The 17,480-nt window shown below is 42.6% G+C and carries 16 protein-coding genes and 1 tRNA gene; 6 read left to right on the forward strand and 11 right to left on the reverse strand.

The window, feature by feature from the left end; translation table 11 throughout:
• Positions 1 to 3 precede the first annotated feature (3 nt).
• Positions 4 to 816 (forward strand): penicillin-binding transpeptidase domain-containing protein, encoded by an 813-nt coding sequence (locus A0128_RS02500; protein ID WP_069606085.1) that lies wholly within the window; start codon positions 4 to 6, stop codon positions 814 to 816.
• Here A0128_RS02500 and A0128_RS02505 read toward each other — a convergent pair.
• A tRNA-Pro gene (locus A0128_RS02505) sits at positions 808 to 879 on the reverse strand. The genes A0128_RS02500 and A0128_RS02505 overlap by 9 nt on opposite strands.
• A gap of 66 nt (positions 880 to 945) precedes the next feature.
• Complete coding sequence (sixA, locus tag A0128_RS02510; RefSeq protein WP_069606086.1) at positions 946 to 1,428, reverse strand: phosphohistidine phosphatase SixA; 483 nt, start codon at positions 1,426 to 1,428, stop codon at positions 946 to 948.
• 197 nt (positions 1,429 to 1,625) lie between these two features.
• Between sixA and A0128_RS02520 the strand changes: the two genes are divergently transcribed.
• The 3 genes from A0128_RS02520 (at position 1,626) to A0128_RS02530 (ending at position 4,970) form a co-directional block, all read left to right on the forward strand.
• Positions 1,626 to 2,540: an ABC transporter ATP-binding protein gene (locus tag A0128_RS02520; protein WP_069606088.1), complete on the forward strand. Its 915-nt coding sequence runs from the start codon at positions 1,626 to 1,628 to the stop codon at positions 2,538 to 2,540.
• Complete coding sequence (locus tag A0128_RS02525; protein WP_069606089.1) at positions 2,533 to 3,357, forward strand: ABC transporter permease; 825 nt, start codon at positions 2,533 to 2,535, stop codon at positions 3,355 to 3,357. The genes A0128_RS02520 and A0128_RS02525 overlap by 8 nt, the downstream gene beginning before the upstream one ends.
• Positions 3,358 to 3,449: 92 nt before the next feature.
• Positions 3,450 to 4,970 (forward strand): HDOD domain-containing protein, encoded by a 1,521-nt coding sequence (locus tag A0128_RS02530; protein WP_069606090.1) that lies wholly within the window; start codon positions 3,450 to 3,452, stop codon positions 4,968 to 4,970.
• Here A0128_RS02530 and rsmA read toward each other — a convergent pair.
• From rsmA to A0128_RS02570, 8 genes are all read right to left on the reverse strand, one after another.
• Positions 4,967 to 5,875, reverse strand: coding sequence for a 16S rRNA (adenine(1518)-N(6)/adenine(1519)-N(6))-dimethyltransferase RsmA (gene rsmA, locus A0128_RS02535; protein WP_069606091.1), 909 nt, complete (start codon positions 5,873 to 5,875; stop codon positions 4,967 to 4,969). The two genes, A0128_RS02530 and rsmA, sit on opposite strands and share 4 nt — an antisense overlap.
• A complete protein-coding gene (locus A0128_RS02540) occupies positions 5,838 to 7,790 on the reverse strand; it encodes a ComEC/Rec2 family competence protein (RefSeq protein WP_069606092.1) in 1,953 nt (650 codons plus the stop codon). The genes rsmA and A0128_RS02540 overlap by 38 nt, the downstream gene beginning before the upstream one ends.
• 653 nt (positions 7,791 to 8,443) lie before the next feature.
• Positions 8,444 to 9,412: a tryptophan--tRNA ligase gene (trpS, locus tag A0128_RS02545; RefSeq protein ID WP_069606093.1), complete on the reverse strand. Its 969-nt coding sequence runs from the start codon at positions 9,410 to 9,412 to the stop codon at positions 8,444 to 8,446.
• On the reverse strand, positions 9,409 to 11,241 hold the full coding sequence (locus A0128_RS02550; RefSeq protein ID WP_069606094.1) for a hypothetical protein: 1,833 nt from the start codon (positions 11,239 to 11,241) through the stop codon (positions 9,409 to 9,411). The genes trpS and A0128_RS02550 overlap by 4 nt, the downstream gene beginning before the upstream one ends.
• Before the next feature lie 4 nt (positions 11,242 to 11,245).
• Entirely contained in the window at positions 11,246 to 11,839 is a 594-nt protein-coding gene (locus A0128_RS02555; RefSeq protein WP_069606095.1) for a LolA family protein, read from the reverse strand.
• Between the two features lie 92 nt (positions 11,840 to 11,931).
• Positions 11,932 to 12,891 carry an electron transfer flavoprotein subunit alpha/FixB family protein gene (locus tag A0128_RS02560; protein ID WP_069606096.1) on the reverse strand — a complete coding sequence of 320 codons (960 nt, stop codon included), beginning with the start codon at positions 12,889 to 12,891 and terminating at the stop codon, positions 11,932 to 11,934.
• Positions 12,892 to 12,902: 11 nt separating this feature from the next.
• On the reverse strand, positions 12,903 to 13,664 hold the full coding sequence (locus tag A0128_RS02565; RefSeq protein ID WP_069606097.1) for an electron transfer flavoprotein subunit beta/FixA family protein: 762 nt from the start codon (positions 13,662 to 13,664) through the stop codon (positions 12,903 to 12,905).
• A gap of 83 nt (positions 13,665 to 13,747) precedes the next feature.
• Positions 13,748 to 14,050, reverse strand: a complete 303-nt coding sequence (locus A0128_RS02570) for an LIC10362 family protein (RefSeq protein WP_069606098.1) — start codon at positions 14,048 to 14,050, stop codon at positions 13,748 to 13,750.
• A gap of 80 nt (positions 14,051 to 14,130) precedes the next feature.
• Here A0128_RS02570 and A0128_RS02575 point away from each other — a divergent pair, with 80 nt between their 5' ends.
• Both A0128_RS02575 and A0128_RS02580 read left to right on the forward strand, forming a co-directional pair.
• Positions 14,131 to 15,315 (forward strand): acyl-CoA dehydrogenase family protein, encoded by a 1,185-nt coding sequence (locus tag A0128_RS02575; RefSeq protein ID WP_069606099.1) that lies wholly within the window; start codon positions 14,131 to 14,133, stop codon positions 15,313 to 15,315.
• Positions 15,312 to 16,007: an O-methyltransferase gene (locus tag A0128_RS02580; protein ID WP_069606100.1), complete on the forward strand. Its 696-nt coding sequence runs from the start codon at positions 15,312 to 15,314 to the stop codon at positions 16,005 to 16,007. Before A0128_RS02575 ends, A0128_RS02580 begins: the two co-directional genes overlap by 4 nt.
• A gap of 2 nt (positions 16,008 to 16,009) precedes the next feature.
• On the opposite strand, the gene A0128_RS02585 is transcribed toward A0128_RS02580, so the two are convergent.
• On the reverse strand, positions 16,010 to 17,407 hold the full coding sequence (locus tag A0128_RS02585) for an SH3 domain-containing protein (RefSeq protein WP_069606101.1): 1,398 nt from the start codon (positions 17,405 to 17,407) through the stop codon (positions 16,010 to 16,012).
• Between the last annotated feature and the right edge of the window lie 73 nt (positions 17,408 to 17,480).

Here is a 17,480-nt window from a genome sequence, read left to right on the forward strand (position 1 = left end):
TCTTTGCGCTGGAGCAAAATTCTATTTCTTACTCTCTGGTCTTTAGTTTCCGCCGGAGAGATTCATTCCAAGGAAATTACACTATTCTCACACTTCATTGATTCCTCTCCCTCCATCACAGGGGAGGGGATTCTTCTCAAGCAAAACTTCACACCTGCCTCCACTTTTAAATACTGGATCGCTCTTTTTCTAATCGAAAAGAATTTGGTTTATCCTAGTTTTCAAAAAGTAAGTTCCGAAAAACACATTCCTCATACTCCCCGCGCTCTGAATCTCCGAGAAGCGATGTTGTATTCTTCCAATTCTTTTTTTCTTTCGTTCTTGGAAGAAGATTCGAAACGTTATGAAGAATTTCAGGATTTTCTAATACGAATCGGATTTGTTACGGAAGTTTATAAAAGTCCGTTTTTGAATCGGAAGAATCTTTATCTTTCTCCTTCGATCCAAAAATCTCCGGAAGCACAACATAACTTTTTTGTTTCATTCTTAAAAGACGAAGGTCGTTCGAGAGGTATTTCTTCAAAGACGTTTCAGTTTTGGAAGGAATCCGCTTATTGGTCCGAATGCGATTCTCAAAATTCGAAAGTATTCGGAAAGACCGGATCTCTCGGTGGAGCGTTTTGGTTTTTGGGTTTTTTAGAAAAGAAACAAAGTGTTTGGGAACGTTGGACGAAAGATCTTCCAAAAGAATATTCAGTGATTACCGTTTTGCAAACCGGAGAAGGATCTTCGAGAGAAGGGGCGATTCGTTCTTTTTATCGGACCGCGGGTTGTGAGAACGAAATCGAAAACGTTTTGAAAAGAATCTCGGAGTGACTGGATTCGAACCAGCGACCCCTTCCCCCCCAGAGAAGTGCGCTACCACTGCGCTACACCCCGATTCTTAAATATTACTGTAAGAATTTTGGAAAAGGCTCTTCTGTAAACTGAAAAAAGTGAAGGCCTTTAACAGAGAAAATCGGGACAAAGAAACCAGATGATTTGTCCGTCCAGAAATTTCTCTCTCGGTACGTTCACTGCCAACGCGGAACCCGGAGAAAAAAGAAAACTTTTACCAACGCCGCTGATGCCTAAAAGTTTTTCGGCAAAGATGGAAACGTCGGGACTATGACCAACGATCAAAATCGTATCCGAATTGGAAAGACCTTTGATCAACGGACAAACTCGAGACATATCTTGTCCCGCTTCTAAATAGTCTAAAGATTCCGTTTCTTGTTCCGGATGAAGAATGTCCGTATAAATTTTTGCGGTGTCCGTTGTTCTGAGATAAGGACTGTGATAAATTTTTGTAACTTTAAATCCGACCTGAAAGAAACGCGCCATCTTTTGAACGTCGGCGATTCCCTTCTTTGTAAGAGGTCTAGATCGGTCTGTGCCGTCAGGAGAATTCGGTTCCGCTTCTCCGTGTCTTGCGATAATTATCTTCATGTTTTCAGAGATGGATCGGGAACGAATTCCCTAAAATCATCGGACCTTCTCCCGCTGGAACCTTCGTTTGCAAAAAAGGTCCAATCGTTCTATATTCTTTAACACTGGCTCCTAACGGGATTCTTTTAGAGAACTTAAAGGTTCTGGACCCCGTAGACAGGTTTGTTAGAAAAGGCTCTGATTCCAAGGAAAAGTGCATGTCCGAATTTGCAATTGAAATCGATTCGATACAAAAAAAATACAAAGAACAAAACGCTCTCAAAGGAATTTCCTTCCGAGTACCTAAGGGATCCGTCTTCGGACTTTTGGGTCCGAACGGCGCCGGTAAAACCAGCTTGGTCCGAATCCTCATGGGATTTTCCAAACAAACCGCAGGAAGCTTTCATCTATTTGGACTTCCTTTTTCACCGGTCCTTCGTAAAAGAATCGGATATCTCCCCGAAAAAGTTTCGATTCCCGGCTTTTTGACAGGCGAAGAATTTCTAACGTTCAATGGAAAGTTAGCCGGAATCCGGAGCTCCGAGATTCAAAAAAAGTCTAAGGCCCTTTTGGAAAAAACGGGAATCGCCGACGCGGGATCCAAAAAGATCGCTGGTTATTCCAAAGGAATGTTACAAAGGCTCGGACTCGCATCCGCTCTGATCGGCGATCCTGAACTTTTGATTTTGGACGAACCGGGTTCCGGACTGGATCCGAAAGGTTATATCGATTTCAGGGAAACCCTCGTGGAGGAAAACAAAACAAAGGGAACTACCGTATTACTAAATTCTCATAGACTTTTGGAAGTGGAAAAAGTCTGTCATGAGATCGGAATTCTCAATCTCGGAACTCTCGCCGCGATCGGTCCGCTCGAATCCTTGAAAGAGGGAAAGAATCGAATTCTTGTAAAAGTGGAATCCGTTTCATCGGAGTTGGATTCTTATATCCGTAAAATTTCTTCGGAACAAAAAATTACGGAGAATCAGATCGAATTCCTTCCTACGAACGAAATCGATCTCAGAAAAATTCCGGCGGAACTCGTAGCGCTTGGAGCCAACATCCTAAAGTATGAAAGAATCACGGAATCCTTGGAAGAAGTTTTCCTAAGAGTGACCGGAGGAAATCATGAGTAATCTTTCTTGGATCCAAGATCAAATTCCGAAAGTATTTTCAGTCGCGTTTTTAACTCTGAGAGAAACTCTTCGGAAAAGAATCGTATATTTCATTTTTATAATATCCGCGCTTTTTTTATTTTTTAATTTCAGCTGCGATATTCAAGTCGGCGGAGAAGACCAATCCGGGAATCCTACTTTTCAGATCTATATAGTGTTTCTCTTTTTCGCTTTTTGGAATACGGTCCTCGCTTTGTTTCTTCCAGTTTCTCTTTTGGGAGAAGAATTGGAAAACAAAACATATCTCCCGATTCTTTCCAGACCGGTTTCTTCGCTCACGTATCTCGTTGGAAAATCCTTCGGGGTCTTTTTCCTCATTTTGGCGAACGCTGTGTTTTTGATAGGAACCTATCTCGTAAAACAGCAATTATCCGGCGGAGCTTTTTCCTGGGATCTTTTGAAAGCTTGTATCACGATGTTCCCCGTTTTTTACTTTCTGATCGTCTTTGGATTCTTACTCGTTTTGAGTTTTGGAAAGAATGCGGCTTTTTTTGGAGGATTGGCTTTGTTGGTTTTCTCCACCTTCCTGGATCTTTTTATCTATGAACAGGCGGCGGCGAGTTTGGTACAAACTACGGACCTGAAAAAACAAATCCTGGAAGTGATCTATTGGATTTTGCCTCAGGAAGGAACGATCTTCTTCTTTTCAAGCTCTCTTCTCGCAAAGAGCCTTTCTCAGGTTCATTATTACGGGGAATATTCCTTGGCGCAGGTTGGGGTTTGGATTTTTCTCTCTTTGGGTTTTGGAAAAGTTGTTCTGGACAGGAAAGAACTTTGAACGAAAAGTACCGATTGACAAATCTCTAAAGAGTCATAATTCTACCTTGGGTTGACGTTTCGCCGGCCCGATTGGATTTTGGAAATCGGTAAATGAAGATTCAATGGTATCACTACGAAAAGGAAGGTTATTACCTTTCCGTCAAGAATCTCAACGTTCCCATTGAGTCCCTCAACCCTCTCTATCTTAGAATCACTCATCTCAATCGTAACATCGATAAGATCATCAGTTTTCTCCTGGATCGTTATCTTCAATATCTGGATATCACTTCTCTTCGAGAATGTATCTTTTCCATCTTAAGAGAAACGATCATGAACGCCGTAAAGGCAAATCAGAAAAGGGTGATTTTTCAGGAAGCCGGCCTGGATATCACGGATCCGAAACAATACATTATCGGAATGGAAAAATTCAAATCCGAACTGATTTCTAAAAAAGATCTTTATACGGATCTTCTGGAAGAAAAGGGCCTTCACGTTTTGATTACGTTCGGTTTTAATCAAAATAGTTTTTTACTAAAGGTTGCGAATAACGTAGGCATTCTTCCGGAAGAAGACCAAAGGGTTCAGGAAAGAATTTCCAAAGCCCATACTTACAACGATCTTTCCGAAGTTTTTGAAAACCACGGAGACGAATCCGAGGGAGCGGGGCTCGGACTTGCGATGTCTTTGTTGATGTTAAAAAACGAAGGGATTGAAGGGGATTCTTATCGGATCAAATCGGAAGATGGGGTCACTTCGGCTTATATCAAAATTCCTTTTGGATTCAAAAAACGGAATATTAATCTTCAAAAAACTGGAGATATTCTTTCCGAGGTCGATACACTTCCGACCTTTCCCGATAATATCAATCAGATCATGAGCCTGATCAACAAGCCGGATTCTTCGATTCAAAGTATTACCGAACTCGTAGGAAGGGACGTTTCTCTTTCCACAAATATTCTCAAGTTGGCAAATTCCGCGTCTTTTAGTCAAAGGACAAGGGTTGAAAATTTGGACGACGCGATCAAGGTGATCGGTTTGTCCGAGTTGAACAACATTCTTCTGAGTTTAGGAACCAAAAAGATATTAGAAGAACGTTATAAAGAATTTGAAGCGATCTGGGAACGTTCCAGCCTTTCCGCGTTTATCTGCAGAAGGTTGGGAGAAAGAATGGAATGGAAAAAACAAACCGTCACCGTTTTGGTTTGTGCGGCCCTTTTGCACGACGTAGGCCGAGTGATTCTTCTTTCCTTGGAACCCGAGATCTCAGCCAAAATTTCCGATTTGCTCGGGAACCGTTCCTTTCCGTCCCCTTTGACTTTGGAAGAAGCTGCATTAGGAATTTCTCATACAACTTTAGGCGGAATGATTTGTGAAAAGTGGAATTTCTCGGATACGATTCGAGTCTCCGCAGAAATGCATCACCGACCTCTTCTTGTAAAAAAAGAATTCCAGGACGCCGTGTTTACGATTTATCTTTCGGATATGATCATCGATATTTCTCAGGGTTTAGCTGACTATTCTCTCATTCAGACTTCCGTGTTGCAGCATTTCGGATTTAAGAAAGAAGAAGAATACTTGGAATTTACAAAAAAAGTTTTAAAAGAATATCAGGACTTTAATAAGAAATCTTAAGAATTCTTTTCCAGAATCACTTTTACAAATTTTGAAAGTGATTTTGCCGCTTCGTGAAAGTCCTTCGGTTTTAATTCTTCCGGTCTTTTATCCGCGTCGATCTTTGCGTTTTCTAAAGCCTTGAAACATTCGGCGCGAAACGATTCTTCCAAAAAATTCTTAGATGTATGCACTTCGAGAGGAAGGGAAGTAATCGGCGCGTCCCGAAACGAAGAAGTCAACTTTTTACGTTTTCCCCAGAACGCCATTCTACAAAGACATTCCAGAGCGATAAAACCGAACTCATCGTCAAACGCGGGTTTGGCTCTATATTCTAAGATGGAAGAATCCACATTGGGTCTTGGATAAAAGGCGCCGGCCTTGATATTTTTTTTGAGTTTCCAGTTTCCGTAAGCGGATAAATAGAATTGAATCGAAGAGGCTTCCTTTGAGATTCTTTTTGCAAATTCTTTCTGAACCAAGAAGGTTGCTCCCACAAGTCCCTTCAGATTTTTTACGGCGCTCAAAGTAAGTTCGGAAGAAATGTAATAGGGAAGATTTCCAAAAAGATAAACCTTTTGATTTTCATATTCCGAAAGAAAGCCCAGAGCGTCGCCTTCTCTGAGTTCGAATTCGGGAAGGTATTCCCGCAACCAAGTCGCATAAACCGGATCGATTTCAAAGAGAGTTACCGGCTTGTGAAAATCCAAAAGCCCGTGAGAGATCGCGCCGAGTCCGGGGCCGATCTCCAAGATTCGATCGATGGAAGGAAGAAGATCGGAACTCAAACCGGAAAGGATGATTTGAATCGCATTCGGATCGATGAGGAAATTTTGTCCCCATCTTTTGAGAGGAGCCGAAGACTTGGATTCCAGAAATTTCCGAATCTCAGAAACTTTTCGAAAGGGGTATTCTCTGGAGCTCATCTTTCTCCAGAAACATCCAACTCTCCGAAAGCCCAAGCAGTTTTCGATTTCGATTCCAGACTTCCGCACGATCCTTGCTCCCAAAAGGAGTTTCCAGAAGAATCCAACCCTCGCCCGATTTTGTCTTTTGAGCAAGCTGAGACAGAGAATCTTTTTTTGTATGGAAGAAAAGAATCTTAGAATCGCCCGGAAGCGGAATCTCACGGATCGGATTCGATTTTTTTAGTGAAACGCGGCTAACAAGATTCCAAAGATCGGCGTCTCGACCGGAGTAAAGTAATTCCGTTTTTGGAGATTCTTGAGCGCAGAGAAAAGCCCAAGTTAGACAAGACTCGTCGTCAACGTGGATTTTTTTTAAGAATTGTCCTTCCAAAGAATCACAGTAAAGACGTTTTGAAGTTCGAAACGCATTCGCGATCTTTTTGTTCGCATACTTACATTTTCCGGAGAAGAAGAGGGAATCTCCGTTTCTAAGAAGAAAAAAGAATCGGTTGTTTACGATCCTATTCTGTTGAGGAAATTGACCCGGCGCCTTGTAGAGAAAAAAGTGGATTCCAAAAATTCCTAAGAAGAAAAGGATACAAAAATAAGAATAGGATTTTTTTGAGAACATTCGTCTTGCCGGATTATAATTATATTCTTTATTTTGAATATTATGAAATGGATCCTTAGATTCTTTGTTTCTAAGAAAGTTTTTTTCGATAAAGACCGCAAAGAAAATTACGGAGAAAGAAAGGATGACCCAGCCAGCGATTCCGAGCCAGAGAGCGTCTCCCATTTCTTTATAAAATCCGAGAGGTTTGGAAAGAGTATTGGAAAGATAAAAAAGAATTTGGATTAAGAATTCAGTTACGGACCAAGAGGATTCCAAAAGAAAACGAATTCCTGTCTCGTGAAGGATCAGAGAAAGATAAAGAATCGGAAGTAATATTCCGGCTAACGGAACGACAAGGAGGTTGAGAAGAATCGATCCAAAACTGAATGCGCCGAAAGAAAAAAGAAGAACGGGCATGGTTCCCAAGCCGGCGGAAAAAGAAACGGTTAGGTTTTCTTTGAAAAAGGAAAGAATCGAATTCTCATTAGAAAGAAAGCCGAGCGAAACTTGGATCGGATAGGAAAAGAAAAAAATTCCGGTCACGGCTCCGAAAGAAAGGCAAAAAGATACCGAGTAGAAACGAGGAGGATCCCAGATCCAGAGAATCCACGCGGAACAGAGGAGGAGATCAACCGGGCGAAGTTTTCGAAAGAAAAGCCCTTGGACCAAAAGTATTCCCGCAAAGATCCAAGCTCTCGTGAGAGAAACCGGATAACCCAAAGCTGATAGATAGAGAAAGCCGGTGAGGAGTGGAACAATTCTCGGCGCTGCATATCCAAGAATCGGAAAGAAATTGAGAAGTCGAAATTGAACCCCCATAAGAATTCCTAAATGAAGACCGGAGGCCGCGAAAAGATGTAAGATTCCTCCTTCTTTTGCTTTTTGTTTAAAGTCCTTTGAGAGTTGTTTTGCCTCTCCGAAAATGAGTCCTAATGCGATCCGATTTGTATTCTTTTCCAGATTCGCTTCTCCGAGGTGTTGTAAAATTCTTTCTCGAAATCGATCTTGAAAGAAGGTTTCCGTTTTTCCAAAAAGATTTTTTCTGGAAAAGGAGAATGTCTGATTCCCCGTTTCTCTTTGAAAACGTTCTGGACAAAGAGTTGTCGCCAAAAGAAGAAAGAATATTCCAAAAATAATATATTCTGAAATTTGAAATCGTTTTCTAAAGAAAAGGCTTCCCGAAAAGACGGAGAGGAGAATTCCGATCCATAACAAGGAAGTTTCCGGGAAGATCAGCTGGATACAAATCCCGATCAAGGTTCCAAAGGAGAATTTAGAAAAAGAAGAACAAGGCTGCCAGTTGCGAATGTGTTTTCCCATACTCCAAACGGTTCCGAGGGGAGTTCGCGCGGAGGCCGTTTTGCCGATAATAAATTTTTTAGGATTGGAAATCTGTCGAAACGGATGGGATTTTTATACTTTTGGGGTTACAACGAGAACGGACCTGAATCGTTCAGCCCACAAAAATATTGAATTGTAAGAAGAATCTGTCGTAGGACCGACGTCTTCCGTAAAAGTCGCGCGCCCCACCCTGAATTTGGGCGGTGGAGGCGGGTCCGTGGGAAAACTCGGGAAACTTTTCTCTATCAGAAAAATCTAATATTTTCAAGTAAAAAATTTACTCCCAATTTTTGTAGGAACTCCTACAAAAATTCCGATTGGAATCTTGTTGATCGTAGATAGGTTTCCAACTTTGCGGCTAAGGTTAAACATATTTTAGGCGATAGAGGCGGGTCCGTGGGAAAACTCGGGAAACTTTTCTCTATCAGAAAAGCCTTATATTTGCAAATAAAAAGTTGGACCTCTCTCGTTGTGGGAATTCCTCTAAACTTTTCCCTTGGCGATCGTTCTCATCTTCTTGAATATGTGTAAGGAGATTTTGTCCTCTGAGCGAATTCATCATTCCCCTCAGGGCGAATTGTTGAAAGACGACCGGGTCCGATTCTGCGAATCAAAAGGGAATTGAGCGCTCCTTAAAAACGATACATTCCCAATTCTTTTCGAACTCGATCTAAAACTTCCGTGATCGTTTTCTGCGCTTTTTCTTTTCCTTTTTTGAGGGCGCTTTCGACAAAGCTCTGATCGGCTCCGATCTTTTCCCTTTCCTTTCTGTAAGGAGCAAAGTAATCCAGAGTGTCTTGTAGGAGTTGTTTTTTGAGATCTCCGTAACCGGTTCCAGGGGTCAAAAATTTATTTCTTAATTCTTCCTTTCCTTTTGTATCTAAGAATAAAGAATGAATCGCGAAGATATGACTTTTATCCGGATCCTTGGCCTCGTCCACGCCCGCAGAGTCCGTCATAATAGACATTATAGATTTCTTAAGTTCTTTTTCGGAATCAAAAAAGTTGATCGTGTTTCCGTAAGACTTCGACATTTTTTGTCCGTCGGTTCCCGGTACGAGCGCGGTAGCTTCGTCGATCTCCGGTTCCGGAATTTTGAATACGTTTCCGACTTCTCTGTTAAAATTGGATGCGATGTCTCTCGCATATTCTAAGTGTTGTTTCTGATCCTTTCCTACCGGAACCCGATCGCTATCGAACCCGAGTATATCCGCAGCCATCAGAACCGGGTAAAAGAAAAGTCCGCCGCCAGGGCTGAATCCTTTTGCCACCTTGTCTTTGTAAGAATGCGCTAAGTTCAATTGGTTTACGGTGATCGAATGACTCAGATACCAAGTGAGTTCCGTCACTTCCGGCACGGAGGATTGAAGCCAGAATGTGCTTTTTTCGGGATCGATTCCAAGCGCGAGAAAATCGCAAACTGCGTTATAGGTATTTTCTCTTTGTTTATCTTTGGATGAGAATGTGGTTAAGGAATGTAAGTCCGCGACAAAACAGTAGAGATCGGTCGTATCTTGGTATTCTTTGAGTTTTCGAATGACGGAGAAAAAATTTCCTAAGTGAAGTTTTCCGGAGGGCTGGACTCCTGTGAGAATCCTCATGCTTCCTCCATTCTTGTTGTCTCGTATTCTTTTCCGGCGAGTCTTTCGTATTCTTTCATCAGAGCTGTGAGTTCCGTATCGATTTTTTTATGTAAGGTAAGTTTTGTGATCGTAGGTTTGTCTTTGTAGATGACGGCGTAGTTGTAGAGAAGTTTCGCCATTTCCAAAAAGACGAAGTCCAAGGTTTTCCCGTTAAGACGATTTCCGGAGACTACAGTGGAATCGTAATATGGAATAAATCTATGAAGAATTTTAATTTCGTCGATTACCTTTTCTTTGGAGACCAAGACTCTATCGTTCAACTTTCCCGCGGTTTCGTATTGTCTTGCTAAAAGATGATTTTCAACGAGGATATTGAGTTTTTCGGCGAACTTTCCCATAAACCCGGCTGCGTCTCCGAGAAGTTTCAAAAGATTCTGCGTGATCTGATCTTCAACGCCGGCGCTTGAAGTCGTATGTTCGTTGTAAGTCGCAAAACTATACTGAAAACTCGGATACTTTTTGTTAAACGCATCCAGAAGTCGGAGTAGGTTATTGATCTGTTCTATATCACCTTTGAAAAGTCCGGGAAGCATAATGATTACGTCCCGGCTCTGATTCTTGCTGCCGATCTTTACGGTTCCTTCCAAAACCGGAGCGTAAGAAGCCTGAAAGTCTCGGAGGAGAAGATACATCAGCTTATGAGGAGTTCCCTTAAAAGCCGATTTGATCGAAGCGGATTGCATGTTTTCCGGAACGTGATTTTCGAAGTAGTCGTCGACGATCTGATTTAGAAAGTCGAAATTCATTCTTCCTTTATCGTCGATTCTAAAATATCTTTCTCTTAGGTTCTGAAGTTCTTCTTTTCGATTGAGACGAGTTTGAATATCGTCCGCCAATCGGATCAGAGTTGTTTCCACCTCTTTGATGATATCGGAAGAGCCTTGGAATTTTGTTTCGTTGATCGGAGGAACGTTGAGTTGTTGAACGATTTCTTCCCAAGAGATCATTCTCTTGGTCGCAACGATATGAAAGGCTCGAATTGCATCGGTCATTCTCGGTCTTCCGTTTTCGAGGTTGAGACCGTAAGTAAGACCTGCCATGATCTGAGGCATTCTCGGGATGAGTTTTTCATCCTTTTTGATGAGTTCCGGAACCTGAGTCATGATGATATCTTTCGAATCTTCCCGGCTCAAATGTCGCGCATAATAAAGTTCTAATTTAGTTGCCCGATTGAGAAAAATCTCGGGTGAGATCTGATCGATGAATAAACTGTCCAAAGATATGATGCTGTTTAGAAGTTTATTGAAGTTTAATACAACGTTATAAACGAGAGGCTTCCAGTATCTCCAGCCTTGTTGTTCACAAAATCGGAGCGCCTGGATTGTCGCGATGATCTGATCTTCTTTTAAAAATTTGAAAAGATTCTGAACGCCGGGCGCGATTTGTAATTTTCTTCCGAGAAAACCGACGTCGATTGTGCCGGTATCCTTTGCGAATTTATTGATGGCGGCATTTCCTCCGAAGAGGTTTGCGAGAAAACCGATTCCCGCTGCGGAAGCCGCTGCGTCGTTTTTCCTTTGTGGACTTTGTTTCGGAGCAGTTTTTGCGGATGTGGACGCTCTTTCCGAACTTCTCTTGGACTTGTCCTCTTCGTCCGTCTTCTTATTGTCCTCTTGTTTTTTTTTCTCAAAGTCCTCGTCGACCTTCTTCATCAAATCGATGCGAATAAAGATATCGTTCGACTTTTGAATGACTTCGTCGATTTGCTCCTGATGTTCGGGGCTCCTCTGTTTACGATAGAGATCCGCGAATATCTTGTGAGCGTCGGTCCTTGAGTTTAGAGACAAAAGACTATTCCTTTTCGTTTAACGGGTTTTCAACGATCTGCGCACTGGAAGGAGCGCTGAAGTTAAAAAGAGAAGCCGATAAACCTACGTTAGTCTGCACACCGGAAAAACTGATCGAAGTATATTCGCCGGTTCCTCTGTGTTTCATTCTTAACGACTTAGGAGTATTATCGGGATTCATTGTTACAACAATTTCTTCGTATGTTTTTGTCGGCGATTTGAGTCGGATCGATCCGCCAATTTGGGTCACTTCTTCGTAACCGCCTAACAATCCAAAGACGCCGCCCGTACTTCCGCGGAGGTCTTGTTTGCCTACGATCGCTCTTGCTGGAGAATAGAACCAAAGAAATCTTCCGTTGGAAGATACAACTCTGCCGTCAGAGAATTTGACGTGTAAATAGTTCGGTTTCTTAAAAGAAAGTGTTCCGGAAATTTCGTTATTGATAGTTACGCTGGCTCGAAGACTGGAAATTTCTCCCATTCTTCCTAAGAGTGCGTTGAGTCTGTCGCGTCCAGGATCCCCTGAAACAGAAATGCCGCAGACTAGGATCAGTCCTGCGGCACCCGGGAGTAGTCTCCTGATTTTCAAAAATGCCATAGTTTCAAACTATGCGCGAAGGTTGATTATCCAAGTACTTTTTTTGAATAAAAACTCATGCTCAACTCCCTACGGGTCGTTTCGCAGGTTGATTATCCAAGTACTTTTTTGAACTCTGCAGTAACCGCAGGAACAACTTCAAAAAGGTCTCCAACGATTCCGTAAGTCGCAACTTTGAAGATCGGAGCGTCTCCGTCTTTGTTGATTGCTACGATATACTTAGAAGATCCCATTCCCGCTAAGTGCTGAATCGCGCCGGAAATTCCGCATGCGATGTAGCAATTTGGAGAAACGGTTTTTCCAGTTTGTCCAACTTGGTGAGAGTGAGAAATCCAACCAGCATCCACTGCCGCGCGAGAAGCTCCGAGAGCCGCACCGAGAGTGTCAGCGAGTTCTTGAAGAATCGGCCAGTTTTCTGGTCCTTTGATTCCGCGACCGCCGGAAACGATGATCGAAGCTTCAGTCAACTGAACTTTCGAACCGCCGCTCAGGTCGGTAGAAACGATTTTTACTTTCGCATCACCAGCCGCTGGAGAAGCCGCTTCTACAGCTCCCGCTCCCGCTTTTTGAGTGATCTCTTGAGAGTTTGGACGAACGGTAAAAATTTGGATCGCGCTTGTTACTTTAAAATTTGCGTAAGCTTTTCCGGAGTAGATCGGTTTTTTTGCTACAACCTTTCCACCATCAACGGAGAATCCAACAACGTCCGCTACGATTCCAGCTCCTACTTTTACAGCAACACGAGGAGAATAATCTTTTCCTTGTGAAGTGTGAGGAAGTAGAACTACCGCCGGGCCTTGTGCCTTGATTACTTCCGCAACCAGATTGGAATACGTTTCAGCGTTGTATTCTCCAGAGTTTACGGTGATGATCGTATCAGCTCCGACTGCCGCTAATTCAGGAGCGTGTTTTTCAACTCCGCTTCCGATCAAAAGAGCTACAACTTTACCGCCGATAGAATCAGCGATCTTTCTTCCTGCGGAAGTGATTTCTCTGGAGATTTTTTTAAGTTCTCCGTCTTTCAATTCGCCAACAATTAATACGTTGCTCACGGGTGTTCTCCTTAAATAACCTTAGCTTCTTCTCTGAGAGCTTTTACGAGTTGAGCTGCAAAAGCGTTTGCATCTGCGGCTTCCAGTTTTCTTCCAGGAATACGTGGTGGAGGAGGTTCGAGTCCAACAACTTCGATTTTGCTCGCAGGGCTACCAAGATCCGCGGCGGATTTTGTTTCCACGGGTTTCTTCTTAGCGGTCATAATTCCTTTGAGAGAAGGATAACGAGGTTCGTTCAATCCTTTTTGAGCCGTAAGAGCTACTGGAGTAGTAGTCTCGATGGTTTGAGTTCCACCTTCTACTTCTTTCGTCGCTTTTACTGCAGTTCCGTTGATTTCAAGGCTCACAGCAAAAGCTACGTGAGGAATTCCGAGAAGTTCCGCAACTTGAACTACAACTTGAGAAGAATCAGTATCGATCGATTGTCTTCCTCCGATGATTACGTCTGCGTTTTCGGCTTTCGCGAAATTAGCGATCAGTTCCGCAGTGTTGTTCGTATCAAAAGGAACGTAGTTATCAACTTTGACATGAACCGCGCGATCGGCGCCCATAGCGTAAGCGGTTCTAAGAGCTTCTACAACTCTGTCTGGTCCAAGGGAAACAGCGATTACTTCGCCACCGTGTTTTTCACGCAGTCTGATTCCTTCCTCGATAGCAAATTCATCATAGGGAGAAATAATCCACTTGATTCCGGCTTCGTTGATGGATTTATCCCCTACTTTAATACTGGTTTCGGTGTCAGGTACCTGTTTCACTAATACGATGATTTTCATTAAATGGGTACTCCAAAAAAAATTAGTGCTGTTAACACAAAAATCTTGTGTCTATGTAGTGCAAACCACTTTTTTAAGCAAGTCTAAGCGATCTCATCGGTTGAGAATAGATATTTCAACCAGTAGTACGTCCAGACCATAAATCCGATTACGATCAGAACATTCGCATCCGTCTTTAAGAAAAAGGCAAGCCCCCAAAAAAGCGGAAGAAGCATCCAAGTGCAAAGAGACAGAAGTAGGAAAAGAGAATTCTTTTGGAATGGAGAATTGAGGGCGTTCTGAAACCCGATCCTAAGTGAAGAAAGGCTTTTCGGAGTTCCTTCTCCCTTGTAAGATAGGAAGAAAAAAAGTCCACAAAGGATTGTCAAAATGAGAGCATAGATCATAAGATAGTTTTTGGAAAAGAAAGATTCTCTGTCGAGCTGTTTTAGTCGCAGGGAAGAAGGATATTAGAGAAGAGGACAACATGAGAGCATTACTAGAAAAACCGAATGATTTATACAACCCGACCGAGAATCACTTAGCGCTTCGGGAGAACGTGGCTAAATTCGCAAAAGAGAATATGGACTCTCAGGCGAAGGACAACGACGAACACGAAACCTTCAATCTTCCGCTCTTTCGAAGAATCGGTTCCGAGCTGGGTCTATTTGGAGTAACCGTTCCGGAAGAAGACGGTGGAATGGGAATGGATGCAGTAGCGGCCGTGATCATTCACGAGGAAATGTCGGCTTACGATCCCGGATTCATGCTTTCGTATCTCGCACACGAAGTATTGTTCGTAAACAATTTCTATCATAGTTCGAATCCCGCGCAAAGAGCGAAGTATCTTTCGAAAGTGATTTCGGGAGAATGGATCGGCGGAATGGGGATGACCGAGCCCGGAGCCGGAACCGACGTTCTTGGACTCAGAACGATCGCGACCAAAAAAGGCGACAAATACATATTAAACGGTTCTAAACAATATATAACCAACGGAAGTACGGGAAGCGTATTTTTGATCTACGCAAAATTGGATAAGAATTCCAAGAAGATGACTTCGTTTATCGTAGAAAGTTCTTATCCGGGATTCAGCGTCGGAAAAAAAGAAGAGAAGATGGGAATGCGTTCGTCCCCGACGACTCAACTTATATTCGAAGATTGTGAAGTTCCTGCGGAGAATTTGGTAGGTCAGGAAGACGGCGCTCTCGTTCACATGATGCGAAATCTCGAGATCGAAAGAATCACTCTCGCGGCTCAGTCTTTAGGGATCGCAAAACGTTGTGTGGACATCATGGCCGACTACACGATTCGTCATAGAGAGGCGTTTGGTAAAAAACTCGCCGAGTTTGGACAAATCCAAAGACTATTAGCAGAATCTTATGCGGATTTCCAAGCGGCCCGCGCGCTTGTTTACAACGTAGCTTCTCAAATTCATCCGGAAAATCGAAATTCTTTAGGGGCTGCGTCCGCAAAATTAGTGGCGACTCAGATGGCAGAACGAGTGTCTCGGAACGCGATTCAAGCGCTCGGAGGATACGGATATTGCAGAGAATATCCGGTCGAAAGACTTCACAGAGATTCCATTCTTCTTTCCATCGGAGGAGGAACCAACGAAGCGATGCAGAAAAACATCGTAGCCGATTTGAAAAAAATCTACGAGGGTACTCCTTGAGTCGAAAGAACATTCAACTGACTGAAAAACTGGAAGAGTATATCTTCCAGTTTTCCGTTAACGAACCTTCCTCCTTTCAAAAACTCAGAGAAGAAACGGCGAAGTTGGCGCAAGCCAATATGCAGATAAGCCCGGAAGAAGGGCAGTTCTTAAACATTCTTACCAAAATCAGCGGAGCCAAAAGGATCATAGAGATCGGGACGTTTACCGGTTATTCTTCCCTTTGTTTTGCTTCCGCGTTGCCGGAGGATGGAAAACTTCTTTGCTGCGATATCAGCGAAGAATGGACAAAGATAGCAAAGAGATATTGGAAGGAATCCGGACTGGAGAAGCAGATCCATTTGAAGATCGGATCTGCATTAGAAACTCTGCAAGTGATTTCGGATTCAAAGACTTCGCCGAGCTGGGCGCCAAACTTCGGCTACGGACCGTCCTCGGTCGACTTAGTTTTTCTCGACGCTGATAAAGAGAATTATCCCAACTACTATCCTCTCATTCTTAAATTACTCAAACCGGGCGGACTTTTGATTGCGGATAACGTTCTTTGGGACGGAAGCGTCGCGGACGATTCTCACCAGGAACCTTCCACGATCGGGATTCGAAAGTTTAACGAACTCGTGCACAAGGACCCGAACGTCGATATCAGTATGATCCCGATTGCGGACGGGGTTTCGTTGGTGCGAAAGAAGTAGATCTATCGAACTGGAACGAGTTTTCCTTTTTTCAGAACATATTCAAAAGTTTTAATTTTCTCTTTTGATTCTTTAGAACAGTTTTTTGAGTTCAGAGAAATGTTCGAGCTATTGTAAGTAATATGTCCACATTCTCCATTGAATCCGGAAAAAGTAAGTAAAGAATCAAAGCCTGATCCGTTGAATCTGTATAAAGCTTGGCTGATATCTCCGGATCTCCCGGAAGTTTCGGTAACCATTACTTCGTCGATTCCGTCTCTGTCCAAATCCTCAAACTGAATATCACCGATCCCGATTTGCAGATTCGTGTATGATTTTCCTTCTTTGAGGATCAGCAGATTTCTTTTATACGGAAAGTCATCATTGATATACCTGCTCTTCGACTGAACTTCCACATGATACACTTTCTTTTTACCAAAGGAATGTTCCGTTTCCATTACCGTACTCAAATCGGTCTCACCGTCGAATGCCTTGTCGATTGTTTCCAAAAGCGCTCTGTTTGAATTTAGTGAGTTGTCGAAATACAATTTAGAATATGTTGGATAGTTTTTTAGGTTGTCGGCCGGAAGATAACCTGAATAAACAATTCTACTTTGTTCCTCTTCGTCGGATTCGTAATTGGGCCGTTTTTCACCTAGTATGTAAAAGTAAACTTTCCCCTGAGGAGTTATGAGTTTCTGAGTGAAGTAGAGTTCTGCACCTTTGGTAAATTCATATGGAACCTCGGAGTTAGGTATCAATTTTCCATTCGTATAATTGAATACTTTTGACGGGGTTTTTGTAAGCAAAGCCCATCCCGTCTGACTCAATTCGATCGTATCCGTTTTCGCTAAAACTTCCGGACTGATTCCTCTCATTAGATAAGCGGTAAATACAAATCCGGTCTTGCCGTCTTTTGTTTTGATTTTTGCCCAAGTACCTTGCATTCCATCGATGTTTATCTTTTTTGTATGTTCCTCGATGAGTTCGACGATGTTTCTCGTCGCCAATCTTCCCAAAATTTTTCCCCCTGTGCTTGGCGTTTCTCTCAATAATAATTGAGTCGCAGTCACTAAACCGAATTTATCTCCGGTTACGGGAAGAAAGTTTAAAACGTTGTTTTTGAGAATTTCCTCTTCTTTGGAGATAAATCCCACCTTGTCCTTTTGACGAATTTTAAACCAAAGGAGTTTACTGACCGAATCCTTGTCCGGAAGATCCGCGGCCAGAACGTCATACGGCGATGATTGGTCCAAGGAGAATGCGATTTCACTTTTTAAGGTAGGTTTAGAATATACTTTAATATCCTTTTGAAGAACGACTCCGAAACCGATCGGCACGCTGGCACAGGAATATAGAAAAAGTAAAAAAGCTATATAGATTGATAAGCGAACGAAAGAAGAGAATTTATTTTTGTGCATATTTTATCGGATCCGAAAGTTGATTCTATAAAAATGATGTTTGCCGTAAAATGGGTCAACCTAAAATGTATTT

Origin of the sequence: Leptospira tipperaryensis (assembly GCF_001729245.1) — a bacterium.
GTDB classification, from domain to species: Bacteria; Spirochaetota; Leptospiria; order Leptospirales; family Leptospiraceae; genus Leptospira; species Leptospira tipperaryensis.